The organism is Rhodococcus sp. IC4_135, from assembly GCF_011602025.1.
Lineage (GTDB): Bacteria > Actinomycetota > Actinomycetes > Mycobacteriales > Mycobacteriaceae > Rhodococcus_F > Rhodococcus_F baikonurensis.
On the sequence record NZ_JAAOLG010000016.1, the window covers coordinates 1 to 17,922 of the forward strand.

Sequence of the window (17,922 nt, forward strand, 5' to 3'; positions counted from 1 at the left end):
GGGGCGGCGGAGTCGTCGTGGTTGTCGGTGCCGTCGTGGTCACCTCGGTTGCTACAGGTCCGGCTTCGTCGGAATCACCGAAGACCTTTCCGCCATAGCCCAACCCCAACCCGACGATGACGACTGCCGCGATCACACCGGCGCCCAGGCCGGCGAAACGCAGCGGATTCCTCGGTTCCGTGGACGTGGTTTCCGCAGTCTGTGTACCGGCAAGCCACGACGGGTGCGCGGTTCCTGCTCCTACTCCCTCGTCTTCGCGCACCGCCGAGTACGCCTGGGCGTCAACCATCACGGCCTCGGTGTCGGCGTCACGTTCTGTGCCGAATCCGTCCGTGGCCGGGTCGCTGACGGCGACCGCGAGATCTGCGGCCGGATCGAATCGTTGCTCGTGTCGGTTCGGTCGCGGCTGCGGCAGGTCCGCGGCATACGGACTCGACATCTGTTCCTGTGGAACAGACTTCGTCTCGGCAGCGACCTCCGGCCGTTCCGATTCGGGGAGCGTAGCGACTCCTCCATGACTGAACGCCTGTACCGGGACAGGCACCTCTGCCGGTGTGTGAATCGGATAGGGCGCGAAGATCGGTGCCACCGCAGGGGCCTGGACCGGTGCAGCGACAGGTCGTGACGACGGCGCCAGGGACGACTCCGCGATCAGTGCAGCGCCTTGCGCAGCCACCAGTTCAGGCTGTTCTTGCGCGATGACGGGGCAATCCAGCCACGCAGCGAGCGTCGCCCGCACGATCGGGATGCGCGCACCGCCACCGATGAGGACAATCGCGTCCGGGTTACGGCCGGACGTTGCGATGACCTCCCGTATTTCTCGGGCAAAGGCCTCCACCGACGTGATGACCAACGAATCGAAAACTTCCCGCGACAGCAGGAGAAGCCCACCGGGACCGGGCAGGCACACCGCGCTCCGTGTGGACAGTTGTTCCTTGGCAAGTCGGCATCGCGACTGCAGTTCGGAGTCGCCGCCCGGGTCGGCCGGCGTCGAGATTCGGCGGCGTACGGTCTGGTCGGAGTAAACGAGGTCGTCGAAGTGGTCGCCGCTGATCCGAGTCGACCGAGCAGTCACGACGGTAGACCTCGAATGCCTGTCCACAACGCTGATCGTCGATCCCGAGCTACCCATGTCGACGACGACAAGCGTGCTCTGGTCGGTCAGCGCACCGGGTTCCTCGAGCATCCGAAGCGTGGCTGTAACTTCGGGAATCAACTCGAAGTTGCCGATGCCTTTCTGCTCGAACGCGGCCTGGAGTGCACCGGCTTGCGCTTGATCGCGGTAGGCGACGACCGTATGACTGCCAACGCCGACATTCTCGGCCAATGCCACCTTCGTTGCTTCTGCGGCGATTTCCTCGGGAACGTCGCGTCCGCGATCGACCGCTCTCGATCGAAATACCGGACCACGGTGGTCGGGCGTCCCCGGGCGCGCCAAACGCACAGCGCTGGCTCCCACCGTCACACCCAATACCAAGTTCATGATCCACCTTCGTCGACCGTGGACGGGTCCTGTCAGCAGACCCCGTCATTCCCCGGCCGGAAGTCTACCCACTAGGGGTGGTCTACAAGGTTCGCGCATCGCATCTAACGCCTAATCGCAGCTACTTTTTCGCTACCTGGACGTTCGACCTACCGCCCCAATCCGCGATAGTTCCATCCAGCAGCACGCCAGACCTCCGGATCGAGGCAATTTCTGGCGTCGACGATGACGCGTCGACGAACGAGAGGATCCAGATCGGCGGGCACGAGCGAGGCAAACTCGTCCCATTCGGTCGCAATCAAGACGACATCAGCGTTCTTGCAGGCGTCTGACGTGGAGGTTGCGTAGTGAAGGGTGGGAAAGAGTCGGCGAGAATTGTCCATTGCCTTCGGATCGAAGACGGTGACTGCCGCCCCGTGCAACTGCATCATTCCTGCGACGTTGAGTGCAGGCGAATCGCGCACATCGTCGGATTCCGGCTTGAATGCAGCCCCCAGCACCGACACGTTAGCTCCCAGCAAACCATCATCACAGGCCGCCGTCACCAGCTCGACGGCTTTCGTGCGTCGTCGCATGTTGATGCTGTCGACCTCGCGAAGGAAGTACAACGCTTGGTCCACACCCAGTTCTCCAGCCCGCGCCATGAAAGCCCGGATGTCCTTCGGCAGACATCCCCCGCCGAACCCCAACCCCGCATTCAGAAACCGTCTGCCGATCCGATCGTCGTATCCGAGAGCGTCAGCCAACATCGTCACGTCGGCCCCGGTGGCCTCGCACACCTCCGCAATCGCATTGATGAAGGACACCTTGGTGGCGAGAAATGCATTCGCCGATCCCTTGACCAACTCGGATGTCGCCAGGTCGGTCACGAGAAACGGCACCCCCGCGCCCAATATCGCGGCATACACCTCACGAAGAACACCTTCGGCGCTTCCCGGTCGATCACGATCGATCCCCAGAACCAACCGATCAGGTCTCAAAGTGTCCGCGATGGCGTGCCCCTCACGCAGGAACTCTGGATTCCAGGCCACCTCTACTGCTGCGCCCGCCGGCGCGCCGGCACGTAGTCGCTCGCCGAGAGCGGCAGCCGTACCTACCGGAACCGTCGACTTGCCGACGATCAGAGATGGCCGTCGCAACAACGGCGCCAGCAGATCGATCACCGAATGAACGTGGCTCAGATCCGCGCCGTACTCCCCTTTCTTCTGCGGAGTCCCCACACCGACAAAATGAATGTCGGCAAAATCTGCGGCATCGGCATAGGACGTCGTGAACCGGAGCCGACCCGACTCCAGATTCTTCTCCAGCATGTCGGTCAGACCCGGCTCGAAGAACGGGACCTCCCCACGGGACAACTTGTCGACCTTGGACTGGTCGATGTCGACCCCCAGCACGTCGTGACCCAATTCGGCCATACACACAGCGTGGGTCGCGCCCAGGTATCCCGTTCCGAACACGTTCATCTTCATGTGTTGTTGGTATGCGTCCGAACTTTCCGAAACGCGTACGCCAGATGGGCGCGAAACCAACATCGGGCGTACGACGAGTGCGTCGCGCGTGCAACCTATGCTTCTGCCATGCACGTTCTCTTCGTTTGTACGGGAAACATCTGCCGATCACCCACGGGCGAACGCCTCGCACGTGCATATGCCGCCGAAGCCGGGATCATCGGATTCACCGCGTCGAGTGCTGGAACCCGGGCGATGGTCGGGCACCCGATCGAGCCGACGGCCGCGAGGGTTCTCGCGGGGCTCGGCGGCGACCCCACGGAGTTTCAAGCTCGACGCATGACAACAGCGCTGGCCTCGGACGCCGACCTCATTCTCACGATGACCGAAAGTCAGCGAGACAAAGTCCTGGCGATGGCTCCGGCGCGGCTGAAGCGCACGTTCACCCTTCGAGAAGCCGCACGGTTGGGCTCGCTCGCGGATGCAGGAACGGTCGACGACCTCGCCGCCGCCAGGCCCCGATTTCGTGCCACCGAACCCGAGGACGTCCTGGATCCGATAGGTAAGGAAGAGAAGGTGTTTCACGAGATCGGACTTCAGATCGCCGATCTCGTCGGCCCACTGCTCAGCCGACTTCGCTTCGGTGAGCGCTGAGCGAGGTCACCGCGGTCAACTGCGGTAGCGATTTGTCCGACTCGTAGTAATAGCTGTACTCGTACGCATTGCGTCCGCGAGACGGCGTCATCGTGATGACAGTGCCGAGGACGTGCGCACCCACACTCTGTAGGTTTCCGACCGCGCGCGCCAGTTGATCGCGCTTCGTGGAGCCGTGTCGGGCGATCACCAGAGCGCCGTCCGACATCGCGGCCAAAACCGCGGCATCCGTGACGGGGAGCAACGGCGAGGCGTCGATGATGACGTAGTCGTAGCGCGCCCGCAGTTCCTCGAGAACATGTTTGGCCGTGTCCGTACCGAGTAGTTCGCTCGGGTTCGGGGGGATCGGTCCGGAGGCGAGCACAGTCAGTCCGTCGAACTCGGTCGGCTGAAGCACATCGTCCAGCGTCGCTCGACCGGAGAGCACCGAACTGACGCCGACACTTCCGATCAATCCCAAGTACTTCGATACTCGCGGCTTGCGGAGGTCGCCTTCCATCAGGCACACCGATTTGCCGGCCTCCGCCAAGACGAGAGCGATGTTCACGGCCGTGGTCGTCTTACCCTCGGAGGGAAGCGAACTCGTGACGACGATGACACGTGGTGGATGGTCCACCTCGAGGAACTGAAGGTTGGTGCGCAATTCACGGAAGGCTTCGGCACTCACGGAATTTCCGTCACTGAAAGCGATCGCGTGATTGGCCTCGACGTCCTTGTCGAACGGGATCGTGCCCACCATCGCCGAACCCGCAATCTCTTCCACCGTTCGACGATCCTTCACCGTGTTGTCGAGCCGATCACGAATCAACGCAAGCGCGATTCCCGACACCAGTCCCGCCACGGCTCCCAGAGCGAGGTTGCGTGAAGTCTTAGGTGACACGGGAACAGACGGTTCTTGGGCCTGCTGCTCGACGACCACACGCGCAGGCGGCGTTCCGCCGTTCTCAGGCGTCTCCAGTTCCTTTGCCAGTGAGACGAATTCGGACGACAGAGTATCTGCAATCTCCCGTGCGAGTTCCGGTGAAGGATCCTTGACTCCGAGGTCGATCAGCACAGTGTCGGGCGCCGACGTCGCAGTGACCTTGGACGCCAACTCGTCAGCCGACATCCCGCCGACCACTCTCGGCCCCAGTGCGTCGATCGTCCGCTGCGCGAGAGTTCGGCCGGTCAGGAGTTTTGTATAGGACAGAACACGCTGCTGTGACAGCTGGCTACCTTGAAGCGCCTCGTTGACCGAAGTACCCGCCGACGTCGAAACGAAAAGCCTCGTCGAGGCCTGGTAGATCGGTGTCGACAGAAGGGACGCACCAAGAGCTCCCAGGATTCCGAGTACAGTTACAGCAGCAACTATTCGCCATCTGGCTTGCAATATCTTCAGGTAGTCGACAATTTCCATCTTGATGTCTCCTTCGGCTCACGCATGTCCACTGCGGGTCTGAGCGGTTCTTGCCGGTCAGACCGCGAGGGCGAACCGGGCTTTCTCAACTTCGATATCGATCAACTGCAGCAGGCACGATGCCTGGTACTCACGGACGTCCCAATCCGCGGTAAGTCCAACCAGCGCCTCGCCAGTCGTCGGGGGAAAGGCAATTGCGCCCGTCGACGATCACCTTCTTGCGAACCACCGAATCAAGATCGGACGGCTGCAACTTCAAGAATTGGGGCCACTCGGTCAACACCAGGACGACATCAGCACCTTCGCAGGCCTCCAACGCATTTGCCGAATAGGTCAACGTCGGGAACAGCGCACGCGAATTGTCCATGGCCTTCGGGTCGTACACGTTCACCGCAGCACCTTGGAGCTGAATCTGGCCCGCGACATTGAGCGCCGGCGAGTCACGAACGTCGTCCGAGTCCGGCTTGAACGCGGCACCCAGAATTGCAACTCTCGCGCCGAGCAGCGATCCGCATGCCTCCCGTGCCAATTCGACCATGCGTGTACGTCTGCGCATGTTGATGTTGTCGACCTCGCGAAGGAACGTCAGTGCTTGGTCGGCACCTAGTTCACCGGCGCGAGCCATGAAGGCACGGATGTCCTTCGGTAAGCAGCCTCCCCCGAAACCAATTCCCGCGTTGAGAAATCGACGTCCGATCCGAACGTCGTATCCGATCGCGTCGGCGAGCACTGTGACGTCGGCACCAGCAGCCTCGCACACTTCGGAAATGGCGTTGATGAACGAGATCTTCGTGGCCAGGAATGCGTTCGCTGATGCTTTGACCAACTCCGCCGTAGCCAGGTCCGTGACGAGAAAGGGAATCCCCTCATCGACAAGGTCTGCATATACCTCGCGCGCAACAGATTCCGCGCGTCCGTGTCGATTGCGGTCGACCCCGAGCACCAGACGATCGGGATGCAATGTGTCCTGGACGGCAAATCCCTCACGGAGAAACTCGGGATTCCACGCCACTTCGACAGCGTCGCCGCTCGGTGCCAGCTCCCGCGCGCGCTTACCGAGCCGTTCCGCGGTGCCCACCGGTACCGTGGACTTCCCGAAGATGACCGAGGGCTTGGTGAGTAGCGGTGCCAGAGTCTCGATCACGGCATCCACGTAGATCATGTCCGCAGCGAACTCGCCCTTTTTCTGCGGTGTACCGACCCCGAGGAAGTACACGTCCGCAAATTCAGCGGCTTCCTCGTAAGACGACGTGAACTTCAGTCTTCCTCGATCGATATTTCTTCGTAGAACCTCACGCAAACCTGGCTCGTAGAAAGGAACTTCCCCTGCTGCCAGTTTCTCCAGCTTTGCCGCATCGACATCCACTCCGAGGACCTCGTGACCGAGTTCGGCCATACAGGCCGCGTGTGTCGCGCCCAGGTATCCCGTGCCGAAAACTGCTATGCGAGTGCTCATGGTGCTCGATCTACTTTCTCGAGAGTGTGTGAAGTGTTGATGGGATGGGAAATTCACGTACGTAGGGCACCGATGTTGTCGCGGTACCACGAGACCGTCGACGCGATCCCTTCGCACAATCCGATGGTCGGCCGCCATCCAATCTCTCGAATCATGCTCACGTCCAGAAGTTTCTGCATCGTTCCGTCAGGCTTCGAGGTGTCCCATCGCGTCTCGCCGGTGTATCCGACCTCGTCGGCAACCATCGAAGCGATCTCACGAATTGTGTGATCCTCGCCGGTTCCGACATTGACATGCGATGCACCGTCGTAGTTGTCGAGCAGATGCAGACACGCCGACGCCAGATCGTCGACATGCAGAAATTCACGGCGAGGATTGCCACTCCCCCAGTTGACAACCAACGGCACTGCGGACGACTGCGCCTCGTCGTAACGCCGAACGAGGGCGGGCAGTACATGCGATCCGCGCGGCGAGAAATTGTCGCCCGGGCCGTACAGGTTGGTGGGCATCGCCGAGATCCAGGATCGACCATGCTGTCGTCTGGCAGCTTGGACATGGAGTATTCCCGCAATCTTTGCAATTGCATAGGCATCGTTGGTCGGCTCGAGATGCCCGGTGAGCAGGTACTCCTCCTTGATCGGCTGCGGCGCCAATTTCGGGTAAATGCACGATGATCCGAGGAACAGGAGACGCTCGACGCCGTGTGCAAGCGCAGCGTCGAGCACGTTCACCTGGATCCGAAGATTCTCCGACAGGAAGTCGACGAGGAACGCGCTGTTCGCCGCAATTCCACCAACTTTTGCTGCTGCGAGGATCACATTGGTCGGCTTTTCGCGGGCAAAGAAATCGAAGACAGCGTCCCGGTCACGCAAATCGAGTTCGGCGGACGACTTTCCGAGAAGGTTCGTGAAGCCTTCGGATTCCAGGTGCCGCCACACCGAGGAGCCGACCAATCCTCGATGTCCGGCTACGTAGAACGGTGCGCCTCGATCGAGCGCTCGCGCTGCGAACGAATCACTCATCGCGTCGCCAACCAGTCGGGAAGTGCCGGAGTGTCGATCCACGGGCGCCCCTCATGTTCGAGCGCTTCGATGTCTGCGTCGACCATGATCCGGGCCAGTTCGGGGGTGTGCACTCCGGCCTTCCACCCGAGTTTGCGCTCGGCATGACTCGGATCCCCGATCAAGGCGTCGACCTCAGTCGGACGAAGGTACCGCTCGTCGAATCGCACGTGATCTTCCCAGTTCAGACCCGCATGTTCGAAAGCGACTGTCAGGAAGTCGCGCACCGAATAGTTGCCACCGGTGGCGAGCACAAAATCCTCAGGCTCGTCGACCTGCAACATGCGCCACATACCCTCGACATACTCCGGCGCATATCCCCAATCACGAATCGCGTCGAGATTACCCATGTACAGATGATCCTCGATCCCTGCCTTGATACGCGCCACCGCACGCGTGATCTTGCGCGTCACGAACGTCTCACCGCGCCTGGGAGACTCGTGATTGAACAGAATTCCGTTCACCGCGAAGATCCCGTACGCCTCACGGTAGTTCTTCGTAATCCAGTACGAGTACACCTTCGCCGCACCGTAGGGAGAGCGTGGATAAAACGGCGTCTCCTCGTTCTGCGGCGGTGGCGTCGCACCGAACATCTCAGAACTCGACGCCTGGTAGAACCGGCAGTCGAGCCCCGCCATCCGCACCGCCTCCAGAAGACGGATCGACCCCACACCCGTCGTGTTCCCCGTGTGTTCGGGTTCGTCGAAGCTGACCCGGACGTGAGACTGCGCAGCAAGGTTGTACACCTCGTCCGGCTTGATCTGCGCGAGCAGCGTCACCAGGCGCGCTCCGTCACTGAGGTCACCGTAGTGAAGGAAAAGCCGCGCATCCACATGGTGGGGGTCCACATAAATGTGGTTGATCCTCGAAGTGTTGAACGTCGACGATCTACGGATCAGTCCGTGAACCTCGTAGCCTTTGGAGAGCAGCAACTCGGCGAGGTACGAGCCGTCCTGCCCCGTGATTCCGGTAATCAGTGCGCGTTTCATCCTGCGTTCCTTCCGTTGCGGGACAGCCCGCCTGATAGTTGCGAAACCACGGTTGTGGTCCGTATTCCTCCGAATCGACCGGCAGTCTTGATCTCGCTCATGCGTGTCCTCTCGAACGGCCGAGGAACTTTCGAATGTCGCGCGATGCCAACCGGACGAATGTCGAGTTACCGAACAGGTAGCGCCGCCACAGACGTTTGGGTTCCGATGCAAGTCGATACAACCACTCGAATCCCGAATTTCGTACGAAAGACGGTGCCTCAGAAACGGTTCCGGCCAAGAAGTCGAAGGCCGCGCCGACACCGACGGCCACGTAGTCCGTTCGATCCGCTATCGCCTTCGTGACAAAATCCTGCTTCGGCGCTCCCAAGCCGACCCACACGATGTCCGGCGCCGACGGACCGACCTTCGTGATGATGTCATCGACGAACTCCTTGCTGAACGCGGCAAACGGCGGGGCGTAAGTGCCAGCCACCGTGATGCCCGGGTACAACTCTTCCACTCGATCCGTCAAAAGACTCAACGTCTCTTCTGTCGTGCCGACAAAATGGTGACGAAGGCCGTAGCGGCGCCCCTTGTCCAGGGTGGCCTCGAAGAACGATGGACCCCGGACTGGTCGAACACCGACGTGATCGGAAGCGGTGGCGTCGATAAGGCGCATCACCCAACTGACCGGGGTTCCGTCTGCGAAGTTCACACCGGGACCCTTCAAAATCGCGGAGTAGTCACGATCGTTGTGCGCCGCCGACACGCAGTAGGAATTCGACAACCTCACGGAGACTCCGGTTCCCGCTCCCTCTCGTCTGTCGTTGACTACCCAATCAGTAGCTCCCTCGAGGTTGGTCGCGGCAAACGGAATGCCACCCACCTCGATGACCTCGAACGGACTGCTCATCTGTCTCACCACTTTTCAGCGTTCCCTTGTTGACGTTCATTGCACTGGCCGTAGCTGCGCGACAAGACCGATTTCAACCGAGATCGAGTCCAATCACGCTGCGGTTCAAAGAGAGAAAGCTCTGTCTCGACAACCGATCGAGCGATACGCGAGACGAGAGTCGACGCCGGCGCAACCGGGATCGCCACGGCGTTCCTACCGGCCAGTGTCGGTACACCGCCGAGATCCAAACAGACCACCGGCAGGCCCACGGCCGCTGCTTCGGCCGCCACCCAGCCGCCCGAATCGTGCATGCTCGGGAAGAGCAGAACGGAGGAGGCCCCCATCTCGCCCACCACTTCCGATCTGTCGCGCCACCCGCGAAGCGTGATCTGACCGCGGCGATACGGAAGCGACATCTCAATCCGCCCACGGGCGGGTCCCTCCCCGACAAAGGTCATGGACCACTCGGTGCCCAGCTGCTCGAGCGCATCCAGAATCAGATCGATTCCTTTGTACTGCAACAGTCTTCCTACGAACAAGAGTCTTCGTTTCGGCCTGGGTACCGTTTGCTTCTCGATTCCGTCGTAGTCCAGGACACAATTGGGTTGGACGACGACGTTGCGTGCCCGCGGTGCGCCACGTCCGCTGTCGGAGTTCATCGCGATGAAAGTGTCGACTCGTCCTGACATGAAGATGTGTGTCAGTGACCGAGCGGCTTTCGTCGAGCAGGTCCGAACTGCCGTGGTTGCCAGATACCGCAAACCGATGCGCTTGGCGAGTGGCATCGGCGGGTAGGTGTTGCCCCCGGCAGGCCCCCATACGAGTCGTGCGCCGCCGGCTCCACCGAACAGCACCGGTGGGGGCAGCCAGTCGGACGCGAACGTTGCATGGTGCAGGACGTCGAAGTGTGCCGCTTCACGACGAACGAACAGTGAAGTGTGCCAGAGCCATCGGAGATATCGACCGTACGATCCGGCTTCTTCCGCGGTCAAAGTCGCTATTCGTACGACACGAACTTCGCAACCGAGCTGTTCACATTCTGATTCCAATGTGGGGGCCTCACCGGAGCGAGTCACCACCGTGATCGACTCACACAGTTCGGAAGCCGCCGAGAGAAGCGCCCAACCCGCCCCGGATTCACTCCCCTGATTCGGATCGCAGGCGTATGCCGTCATCAACAACCGTGTCATCGCGCTACCTCGAGCCTCTGTGCGCGCGGCATCCGTGAACCGCGGTGGCCGAATTGCTCTGAGAACCAACCGATGTTTCGTGCACCGTTGTCGAGAACCACGCGTTTGATCCGTGGGCTGATCAGGGCAGCGGGGATCAAGGTCGCCGACGCGAGTACGAGCAAAGCGCGTTTGGCAATCTGAACCGTCAGCAGTGGCAGTCCGAGCTGTCCCTGACAGACCGCGAGGATTCGTCCGTTGTTGACGTACCGGGCGAAGAGCCAGGAGTCCCGACGCCGTTCCTCGTCGACGGGTTCGTACGCAAGCGCCTCGTCGCACCACAGCAGCCGGACACCGCCGGCACTCATCCGGAGCGTGAACTCGGTGTCCTCGCCGCCAGGTAGATCCCAGTCGTCACTGAAGTTCAAGCCGTTCAAAGCTTTCAGGTCCAACAACAGATTTCCAGCACCTGCCGACGCAACCGGCGTCCCGGTCGAATGTCGAACGCGAGTGTGCAATGGAAGTTCCGAGGCGGGCAGGCCCACCGGAATCACGGGACCGGCCACAGCACCTGCGTCGAAATCTGCGGCGCAGGTGAGGAGATTCGACAGCCAGTCGACGTCGACGTACTCGTCGTCGTCGACGAAGATGATGTACCGACGATTTCGTGCACGGGCGAGATCGACCAGCGCACGTCGTGCCGGAGATACCCCGCCGAATCCGAGATACAATCGTTCGATCCCGTCGGCGACATACATCGGCGTCGTGGATTCCGGATCGTTTTCGCCCACCACGATTTCGGCCTCGACGCCGGCGCCCTCGATCGACGCCTTGACACTCTCGACGCACATAGCAAGTGAGGCTTCTCGACGGAACGTCAGAATCGCGACCATGACGCCGCTCAGGTTCTTCATGAGAGATCAACTTTCGGTCGAGAGGTGTGATTCATCGAGACCAGGAGTGCGACGCTCGCGCTGACACATGCCGACAGCGCCAAGGCTCCAGCGACATAGACGGCATCGTCGGACAGTCCGGCCCCGAGAACGATCAGAAACTGCACCGGCAGCAGCACTGCGCGGAATGTGTTGAGGGTTCCGGTCTTGTCCAGGACGCGGATCGACGTGCCGATGCCCAGAAGAATCCCGTTGAACGCCACCGCCAGCCCGCACATCAGAATGACCGGTATCAAGTTCGGAAAGTGCGTCCCGACCAGATGATCCATCAATCGCACTCCCGAGAGTCGAATCTCGAGCGTGAGACAGATCAGCGAAACGCAGATGATCGAAACCCAGAAGACCTGCAAGCCCACTCGGCGACCGAGTGCCATGCACTCGGCCGGGCTCATCGCTTCGACACCACTGCCGAACTTGCGCATCAGAATTGGCGAGATGCCCGCGAACATCAAGGACAGTGGACCGAGCAGTGTCTGGGCAGTTCTGATCTCACCGATCATCGAGATCGACGCCACCATGGTCAGTATCAAGAACATCGCCTGCTGCGCAGCTGATCCCATCAATATCTCGATCGCAAACGGCACGGATCTGTACCGGTGAGTGCGTGAGTACCTGATTGACGGCACCGGCGGTATCAGACGCATGGTTGCGTGACCGAGAACGAGCGCGACGAAGACACCGACCGTATAGGTCACGAGTGCAAGTGTCAGATTCTCGACCAGGAAAGCTGCTACAAGGACGAACGAGAGTGTCACGATCTGTATCGACGCAGAGATCCAACTCGCACCGTCGTGCATCAGCATCGTGCGTATCACGTCGAACACCACGAAACCAGCTGCAGCCAAGGCGTATACCGTGAGATTCATCGAGTCCGAGCCGGCAATCAGGAACAGAGCCCACACCGATGTCACTGATACCGCCGCCAGCGCGATCGTGGGTGCCAACGCCGGTCCGCGCTCGTCGGTCCTCGCCCCTCGTGACAGCCAGACGTCGACGCCGATCGCTCGCCCCAGTGCCAGTGCCAACAGACCCGCCGATTGAATCACGGCAATCTGTCCGACTTCGATCGGACCGCCGAGTCGTGCCACCGAGGTGAGGACGACAAAAGTGAGGATGCTCGAAAGCGCCTGATCCGCCATGAATGTCACATGTCGAGTGCGATCGTTCACGATCTCACCTCGTTGATGAGCTCACGCATCGACGTCGATGCCTTGCCCGATGTGAAGCGATTCGAGTAGTGACGATATGCGGATTTACGTATCGCCGATCGGTCGCCCGCTCCGAAGATCCGGTCGAGGGCCTCGCGAATCGACGACTCATCCAAGGAATGGAGAGGCGTTCCGCCAGGTCCGACAATGTCCGCGAGAGCGCCGCTGGTTGCGTAGATGACCGGGGTGCCAACCGACATCGATTCGATCGCAACGCGTCCGAACGGCTCTGCCCATTGAGACGGCACCACGGACGCCGCACTGTCGCGGAGTATCTCGATCACATCTTCGTGTGAAGTGAATCCGGCCAGCGTGACGTTGTCGCGAGCTGCGCTGATGCTGGAGATCTCGGCGTACTGCGGTCCGTCACCGAGCACTGTGAGCGAGGGACTTCCCTCGTCCTGTGGCCAGTTGCGCGCCAGGTCCAGGACACCCTTCTCCGGTGTCAGTCGGCTCACGCAGACAACCGAATCAGTGCTCCGAAACGCGGGTTCGTTTTCTTCGAATCCGAAGTTCGGACGAACCACGACGCGATCGGAATCGATCAGTGGCCCCTCGATCAGCCGCGCTGTCATCGCGCTCGTTGCCACGAACCTGTGCTGCTTCCATCCCAAGACGCTCAGCTTGACTGCCGCAGCACTCAAGTAGCAGACAAGGCTCTGAAGTCGGCTGTTGCCGTAGCATCCGTTGCGGACACAGCTCGAGAAGTAGTTCGTGGAACCACATTCGGTGCACGTGCCATCCCCGCGCAACTTGGCTGACGGTGTGGCCAGGCGGTAGTTCCGAACCGCCTGCAGCGTAGGAATTCCGGCTGCTCGCGCAGCCACGAGCAACGAGGCCGAAAACGCAGGCCAGAGATTGTTGACGTAGACGACGTCGGGCCGCTCCGAACGGATAATACGAAACGCGTCGACAAGTACCCGCGGGCTGAATACTGCTGTGACTGCCGCCCACGGTCCCCCGGAGATCTCGGAGTTGTCCGTGGTGCACCGAACCGTCTCGTATCCGATCGATTCGAGGAGCTTGGATTCGTTCGCAAAGCTCTGTTCCTCGCCACCCGGGTTCCGATAGATCGCATGGAACATCAAGGCTTTCGGCTGCGTGGATCCACCGGCGGGCGTTAGGGTCACATCAGGCTTCGAACGCGCTACATCGAACGTCTTGTACATCTCACCGACCTCCTCTTTGCTGCGTAGCGAGGCTGTACACATCGTTCGTGTCGGCACGCCGCGCACTGTGAGAGCGGTGCGTCGAGGGTCCGTACGGTGCCAGGAAGACCCATACGATCAACCACATGGCGCCGAAGAAGAGCGTCGATTCCGTCAAGTCCATCGAGAAGACGAGAACCATGATCGCGACGACGGCGATGTACTCCGTTCTGCTGCGGGCTCGCCCGAGCGCCGTGCTCAGAAGCAGGTAAAAGCCGGCCAACAGCAGCAGGAATCCGATCCAACCGATCTGCAGACGAATGTCGAGCATTCCGTTGTGCGCGCTGGTCGCCGGAAAGGACAGCTTGGACCGGATCATCTGTCCAACGGCGCTGTCTGGTGCCCAGACCGAGCCGAAACCCCAGCCGAGCAGAGGCCGCTGTTCGGCGTAGTAGCCGGATACCGTCCAGAGATGTAGCCGGCCGGTCAACGTGACATCTCGCGAGAGTATCGCTGCGACATCGGGTCCGAGCACCTTCATCGCGCCGGACACCCCGATGTAGAGCCCGATGATCACCGTCGAGGCGAGGTGAGCGTTCGGTGTCCGTCGAAAACACTTCAGAGCAAGCACTGTCGCCAGTGCAATCCCAGCAGCGACGAGACTGGTCTGGCTCCGGGCTTCGAACAACACGATGCCCGCGACAGCAAGCGCCGCCACCCACGGTATCCGCTTGACGTCGGGAAGCATGAGTATGACAGCAACGAGAACAACTTCGATCGCAGCCATTCGGCCCAAAGTGTTCTTGTGGGTGAAGATTCCGCGATAGGCAACGGCGCGGGTGTCCACGTCGATGCCAGTCGAAGGATCGAGAATCACGACGATCAGAGACAGGACGAGTAGTACCAGCAAGGTGATGGCCACAGTCCGCACTCGCACCGCGAAGGTCAACTCCCGGGCGACGATGATTCCCGTGATCGCCAGGCACACGATGACGATGCCGGCGACTGCGGAGTTCCGGGGTAGCGTCGACCAGTACCAGCTGGTCGCCGGAACGCAGGCCGCGATCAGAAGCGCGAAGACGGGCCAGGTCGCATTCCGTGAGTATCGCCGATCGAGGAAGTAGACCAACGCCAGTGTCGCCGCGAGAACGGCCGAACCGTGTACGAGCAACGATCCGAGAGCTGTCTTCTGCGTGTACGCCTGAAAGGCTCCGCTCGCGCCGATGACCGCGATCACCAATGCCGTTCGCAAGATCAGCGGATTGTTCGGAGCCTCATTTTCGCACGGCACCGGTGCCGCCTTTTGGTCAGTAGGCGCCATCACTTCCCACCACCGCCTTGAGCGTCTTCGCGACGATCATGACGTCACCCATCATCGACCAGTTGTCGACGTAGGAAAGGTCAAGGCGGACAGTGTCTTCCCACGAAAGATCCGAACGTCCACTGACTTGCCACAGGCCGGTGACACCGGGCTTGACCAGCAGTCGGCGACTGACCGCACCGTCGTACATCTCGACCTCGCGCCGAAGCGGTGGCCGCGGTCCGACGACGCTCATCTCTCGCCGAAGGACGTTGACGAACTGGGGCAACTCGTCGATCGAGTACCGACGCATGAAGCGACCGACAGTCGTCACCCGCGGATCGTCTCGCATCTTGAAAAGCACTCCGGCGCCTTCGTTCTCCTTCATCAGCGCCGTGACCTGAGAATCCGCATTCTGGACCATCGAGCGGAACTTGAGCATCGGGAACGGCTGCCCGTCCAACCCCATCCGCTCGGACTTGTAAAGAACCGGCCCCTTGCTCGTGAGCTTGACTGCGATCGCAGCCGCCAGAAGCACCGGACTGATCACGACGAGTACCACGGTTGCGAAGACGATGTCGAAGGTCGTCTTCGTGAACTTCTGTGCGCCGTGATAGCGCGGACGCTCGACATGGATCAGCGGAAATCCAGCGACCGGGCGCATCGACAGCCTCGGTCCGGACACGTCCAGAATCCCCGGTGCGACAACAAGGTCCACATGATCACGCTCGAGTTCCCAGGCCAGTTTGCGCAGCCCTTCCGGTCCGAGTCGCTCCGACGCCGTCACCGCCACCGTGTCGGCCCCGACCTGTTCGAGTGCGTCGGCGACGCTGTGCTCGTCCCCGAGCACCGGAATGTCCCGGCCGTTCACTGTGACAACTTCGCCCACGTCTCCGCCGTAGCCAGGTACGCAGACGCCGACGACTCGGTATCCATGGGCATCGTCGCGCTCGAGGTTGCGTGCAAGATCGACAACCGCCCCTCGCACACCGACCACGAGAACTGCAGTTCGAAATTCACCTTGGGCCCGCTCACGAGCAATCACCCGTCGCCAGATCCAACGACTCGCGATCAAGGCGGTCAATCCCATCGGAAACGCAACTGCGAGGTACAGGCGCGCGATCTCCAGGTGAAGGAGAAGGCTGGCGATCGCAATCAGTCCGAACAGGCGGAGCGTTCCGACAGCGATCAATCGGTACTCTTCAGGGCCGCTTCCGATCACCCGAGGAGATCTGGTGCGAAACACTCTTAGTACGGCGAACCAGCCGATGATCAGGGCGAAAGACAGTGCGGTGTAGCTCAAATGGCCGAACGCTTCACCGTCGACGACATCCGCGTCGCTACCGAATCGCCACCATTGAGCCAGAAACACAACTGCCGCAACGATGATCGTGTCGGTGATCGCCAGGCGACGAAGGTACGCAGATTGCCATTTCCTGCGTGCGGACACTCCACCAGCCCGCTCCGGCGCTACTCGTCGGTGTTGTTGTGGCCGTTCGTTCGTAGGCGCGGCCATCTCGAGAACCGTCATGTGTTCAGATACCTTTCCCCATGCACAGAATTCGGCCTGAAGCTGTTCACCGGCCGAGGTCCAGCGGACCGCCGTGCCGAATCCCGATACTTCGACTGCGAAGCAACTGCTCCGCATCACTGCGTTCAGTGCGAATGGTCGCATTACGTGCGCCTTGTAGTTAGCCCGGCGACTATTGTCAGGCCTCGGCCCAACGGTCGATTGATGCGGCATTGCCGCAGCTCACACCCCATGATTGAAGCAGAGTCCACTAACGACCCAAACACAGGACGATCGGCGATTTCTCCTCGCCCGCTGACGTCGCCAGCCTCGATATTGCCGGGACTCAGGACTTGGCAATTATTCGGCTAGCTGGTCAGTACCAGTGAGGAGTTTGCCACATTCCGGACAGCGTGGCAATAGCGCTTTCCGAACTTCTTCCGGACTCCGGCATTGAACTCAGTTACTTACCCTCCAAGCAGGAAGGTACGAACATTCCCCACAATTACCGTTGCGTACCTATAGTTTTCATTTCCGTGGTCAATTGGACTCCACGTTTGGACGGAAACAAGCACGCAGTTGGTAATCGCTCTGCAAACCATGCTTTGATGCGTTCAGCGTCGCCTCAACCCTGGACAATTGTCCGATACTTCGCCTATGGGCGTCTTACCTACGACGGGCCGACAATGCGCAAACCTGCGATCGGGCGACACCGAGAATTCGGACATGCGAAAGGAGGAGCCTGGGCCGTCAACGACCGTCTGCGAGGCCCTAAAATAGCTGCAGCACAGCTAGATTCGAGAGGTGCGGAATTGCACATCCGCCCGGCTGCAAAGCGGGGCGATCGCTACCGATGGCCATGGCAAGCGTGTGTGGCCGTATAGGGTCAGCTGATGCTCGACGCGCTTGTTGGCACCCAGTAGCGGAGCGTGTCTGTCGAATAATCGACGTTGCGGGACAACTGATCAGCTGTGCGCAGGCTATCGAGTAGACTCCCGCACGCTTCAATGACCTTACGCGAACCCGCGTTCGTTTCGTTGCAGGTGATCAAGACACGACCGAGGCCCACCGGTTGCGTGGCATACGTGAGCAACTCCCGCAGAGCAGTCGACGCTCTCCCTTCCGGTGTTCCGACGGCCGGACCCCTTCTTACCGTCTCGAGCGATCCGCCAGCTGGTTGCCGGGACAATGTCGGGCCCGGCAACGCCGCCGGCTGCGCCAACAGCTCCTGCATCCTCTGTCCAAATCCATCGCGGGATGCAACCAGATC

General features: G+C 60.8%; 14 protein-coding genes. 1 reads left to right on the plus strand and 13 read right to left on the minus strand.

Going from position 1 to position 17,922, the window contains the following annotated elements:
* Together G8767_RS23745 and G8767_RS23750 are read right to left on the minus strand one after the other, a co-directional pair.
* Positions 1-1,483, minus strand: a 1,483-nt coding sequence (locus tag G8767_RS23745; protein WP_240952725.1) for an Hsp70 family protein, incomplete at its 3' end; no start/stop codon positions are given.
* Between the two features lie 149 nt (positions 1,484-1,632).
* Positions 1,633-2,952, minus strand: coding sequence for a UDP-glucose/GDP-mannose dehydrogenase family protein (locus G8767_RS23750; protein ID WP_166812178.1), 1,320 nt, complete (start codon positions 2,950-2,952; stop codon positions 1,633-1,635).
* Positions 2,953-3,060: 108 nt separating this feature from the next.
* Between G8767_RS23750 and G8767_RS23755 the strand changes: the two genes are divergently transcribed.
* Positions 3,061-3,585 (plus strand): low molecular weight phosphatase family protein, encoded by a 525-nt coding sequence (locus G8767_RS23755; protein WP_166812180.1) that lies wholly within the window; start codon positions 3,061-3,063, stop codon positions 3,583-3,585.
* On the opposite strand, the gene G8767_RS23760 is transcribed toward G8767_RS23755, so the two are convergent.
* The 11 genes from G8767_RS23760 to G8767_RS23810 form a co-directional block, all read right to left on the minus strand.
* Positions 3,557-4,981, minus strand: coding sequence for a polysaccharide biosynthesis tyrosine autokinase (locus tag G8767_RS23760; protein WP_166812182.1), 1,425 nt, complete (start codon positions 4,979-4,981; stop codon positions 3,557-3,559). The genes G8767_RS23755 and G8767_RS23760 overlap by 29 nt on opposite strands.
* A 130-nt stretch (positions 4,982-5,111) precedes the next feature.
* Complete coding sequence (locus G8767_RS23765; RefSeq protein WP_166812184.1) at positions 5,112-6,437, minus strand: UDP-glucose/GDP-mannose dehydrogenase family protein; 1,326 nt, start codon at positions 6,435-6,437, stop codon at positions 5,112-5,114.
* A gap of 53 nt (positions 6,438-6,490) precedes the next feature.
* Positions 6,491-7,459, minus strand: a complete 969-nt coding sequence (locus G8767_RS23770; RefSeq protein ID WP_166812186.1) for a GDP-L-fucose synthase — start codon at positions 7,457-7,459, stop codon at positions 6,491-6,493.
* Positions 7,456-8,487, minus strand: a complete 1,032-nt coding sequence (gene gmd, locus G8767_RS23775) for a GDP-mannose 4,6-dehydratase (RefSeq protein ID WP_095971940.1) — start codon at positions 8,485-8,487, stop codon at positions 7,456-7,458. The genes G8767_RS23770 and gmd overlap by 4 nt, the downstream gene beginning before the upstream one ends.
* A gap of 97 nt (positions 8,488-8,584) precedes the next feature.
* Positions 8,585-9,382, minus strand: a complete 798-nt coding sequence (locus G8767_RS23780) for a WecB/TagA/CpsF family glycosyltransferase (protein WP_166812188.1) — start codon at positions 9,380-9,382, stop codon at positions 8,585-8,587.
* Between the two features lie 5 nt (positions 9,383-9,387).
* Positions 9,388-10,554 (minus strand): glycosyltransferase family 4 protein, encoded by a 1,167-nt coding sequence (locus G8767_RS23785; protein WP_166812191.1) that lies wholly within the window; start codon positions 10,552-10,554, stop codon positions 9,388-9,390.
* A complete protein-coding gene (locus tag G8767_RS23790; protein WP_166812193.1) occupies positions 10,551-11,447 on the minus strand; it encodes a glycosyltransferase in 897 nt (298 codons plus the stop codon). Before G8767_RS23790 ends, G8767_RS23785 begins: the two co-directional genes overlap by 4 nt.
* Complete coding sequence (locus G8767_RS23795) at positions 11,444-12,655, minus strand: hypothetical protein (RefSeq protein ID WP_166812195.1); 1,212 nt, start codon at positions 12,653-12,655, stop codon at positions 11,444-11,446. Before G8767_RS23795 ends, G8767_RS23790 begins: the two co-directional genes overlap by 4 nt.
* Positions 12,652-13,863 carry a glycosyltransferase family 4 protein gene (locus G8767_RS23800; protein WP_166812197.1) on the minus strand — a complete coding sequence of 404 codons (1,212 nt, stop codon included), beginning with the start codon at positions 13,861-13,863 and terminating at the stop codon, positions 12,652-12,654. The genes G8767_RS23795 and G8767_RS23800 overlap by 4 nt, the downstream gene beginning before the upstream one ends.
* Position 13,864: 1 nt before the next feature.
* Positions 13,865-15,133: an O-antigen ligase family protein gene (locus G8767_RS23805; protein WP_260395483.1), complete on the minus strand. Its 1,269-nt coding sequence runs from the start codon at positions 15,131-15,133 to the stop codon at positions 13,865-13,867.
* Between the two features lie 16 nt (positions 15,134-15,149).
* A complete protein-coding gene (locus G8767_RS23810; RefSeq protein ID WP_206029710.1) occupies positions 15,150-16,673 on the minus strand; it encodes a sugar transferase in 1,524 nt (507 codons plus the stop codon).
* Positions 16,674-17,922: the final 1,249 nt, after the last annotated feature.

Bases quoted from the DNA above. Each gene is read 5' to 3' on its own strand.
- G8767_RS23810 (WP_206029710.1), bottom strand. From the start codon at position 16,673: ATGACGGTTCTCGAGATGGCCGCGCCTACGAACGAACGGCCACAACAA.
- G8767_RS23785 (WP_166812191.1), bottom strand. From the start codon at position 10,554: ATGACACGGTTGTTGATGACGGCATACGCCTGCGATCCGAATCAGGGG.
- G8767_RS23765 (WP_166812184.1), bottom strand. From the start codon at position 6,437: ATGAGCACTCGCATAGCAGTTTTCGGCACGGGATACCTGGGCGCGACA.
- G8767_RS23780 (WP_166812188.1), bottom strand. From the start codon at position 9,382: ATGAGCAGTCCGTTCGAGGTCATCGAGGTGGGTGGCATTCCGTTTGCC.
- G8767_RS23800 (WP_166812197.1), bottom strand. From the start codon at position 13,863: ATGTACAAGACGTTCGATGTAGCGCGTTCGAAGCCTGATGTGACCCTA.
- G8767_RS23760 (WP_166812182.1), bottom strand. From the start codon at position 4,981: ATGGAAATTGTCGACTACCTGAAGATATTGCAAGCCAGATGGCGAATA.
- G8767_RS23750 (WP_166812178.1), bottom strand. From the start codon at position 2,952: ATGAAGATGAACGTGTTCGGAACGGGATACCTGGGCGCGACCCACGCT.
- G8767_RS23755 (WP_166812180.1), top strand. From the start codon at position 3,061: ATGCACGTTCTCTTCGTTTGTACGGGAAACATCTGCCGATCACCCACG.
- G8767_RS23770 (WP_166812186.1), bottom strand. From the start codon at position 7,459: ATGAGTGATTCGTTCGCAGCGCGAGCGCTCGATCGAGGCGCACCGTTC.
- G8767_RS23790 (WP_166812193.1), bottom strand. From the start codon at position 11,447: ATGAAGAACCTGAGCGGCGTCATGGTCGCGATTCTGACGTTCCGTCGA.
- gmd (WP_095971940.1), bottom strand. From the start codon at position 8,487: ATGAAACGCGCACTGATTACCGGAATCACGGGGCAGGACGGCTCGTAC.